The 1,600-nt window shown below is 70.9% G+C and carries 1 protein-coding gene; it reads left to right on the forward strand.

Annotated elements, in window-relative coordinates; genetic code table 11:
* The first annotated feature begins 788 nt into the window (after positions 1-788).
* Positions 789-1,352, forward strand: coding sequence for an RNA polymerase sigma factor (locus ACFWXO_RS41880; protein ID WP_380531619.1), 564 nt, complete (start codon positions 789-791; stop codon positions 1,350-1,352).
* The last annotated feature ends 248 nt before the right edge of the window (positions 1,353-1,600 follow it).

Genomic DNA, 1,600 nt, shown 5'->3' on the forward strand with positions numbered 1-1,600 from the left:
GGCCGGGGGGGTGTCGCTCCCCCCCCCCCCCGGGGCCCCCTTTACGTTTCGGGCGGGGATACCGCCATCCACCTCGGTTGCGACGGCGCCGTTGCTGATCGGGTTGGCCGTCTTCTCGACCACAGCGAAGAAGAGGTTGAACGACGTCGCCACGGAGCCGCCTTCCTGAATCGGACGGCCGACCCGCCCGTCCGGCAAGAGCCGGTTCCGTCTGGCGGGTGACCCAGCGGGCAACGTTGGCGAGCGCTCAACGACCGGTCGGTCGGGATACTTTCGCAGGTCGGCCGCCCACCCGACTGCGGCCCTCACTCAGTCGGACCAAAACTGTGATCTATCTCACTTTGCATTGAAATGACGCTCGGCTGCCCGCTCGATTCCCCCTGGTCACAGTACGCAGTGTGAGTTTCTGATCACTCTAGGTCCCATTCTGACCGTCCTGCCCCACTGACAAACTGCCCGCTCGCGCCGGTTAGTTGACGGGCTCTCTACGGGCCCGCCCGCGCGCGGTCCCGCGCGCCGGCACTGCTGGCGCGCGACCGCGTGCGCCACGAGCACTGCAGAGAGGGGGAGTTCGTGGAGTCTCCGACGTCCCACCCGGCACCGCCTGCCTCAGGCATATCCGGTTTGGACATGGAGGGGCCCGGGGCCGTTGCCTGCGGCCAGGGTGCTCTTCGAGTCGCTTCCCGAAGGCCGGACACCCGGCCCGACCCGGCCCGCCGCACCAGCGACGGACCCCGCCAGCACACCGCCGGCCGAGGGGGCCGCGGCGACCACGCAGGAGGCACCAGTTGAGCAGCACGCCCAGCGACGACGACGGGCAGCAGGCCGACCCCATCGACCGGCTGCCCGTGGACTTCGCCGCGTTCTTCCTGCGGGAGCACCCCGGGTGGCTGCGCTACGCCCACCAGCGGCTCCAGCACCGCCCAGACGCCGAGGACGCCATCCAGGACGCTGGCGTCGCGCTGTTCAAGGTCTGGGACCGGGCGCTGTCCAGCTCGGACCTCGACGCCTTCTCCTTCAAGGTCGTCAAGGACGCGGTCGCCGACACGCTGCGCGCCCGGGCCAGGGCGGAGGCGAAGAAGGTGCGCCTGGCCGCGCAGCCGGAGGCCGCCGACACCAGCCAGGCGGAGATGGAGCGCCTGGCCTACCTGGACGCCTTCAACCGGGCCCTGGCCGTGTACGCCCGGGACTACCCGGTGCAGGCGGAGGTGGTGCGCCTGCGGCAGACGGGGATGTCCTACCAGGAGATCGGCGCGGCGACCGGACTCGCCCACACCACAGCCCGGACCTACTACAGCCTCGGGCGCCGGGCTCTGCAGTACATGCTCGACACCGACCGCCACGATGACTAGGGGACACCGTGAACTTCGACGAGATCTTGCAATCCGAGACGGCGGACATCGAGAGGGCGTACGCCGATCATGACCCGCTGGCCTTCACCCGGCGCCTCGCCGAGCGCATCGCTGGCGAAGGACAGGCCCCCTCCCGGGCCAGCGCCCCCGCCCGCCCCCCCCCCCCCGCCCCCCGGCGGGCCCCCCCCCCCCGCACACAACACCCAATAACGCCCCCACAGAAAAAGGGCGCCAGACGGCGTGTCCGA

Origin of the sequence: Kitasatospora sp. NPDC059088 (genome assembly GCF_042738155.1) — a bacterium.
Taxonomy (GTDB): domain Bacteria; phylum Actinomycetota; class Actinomycetes; order Streptomycetales; family Streptomycetaceae; genus Kitasatospora.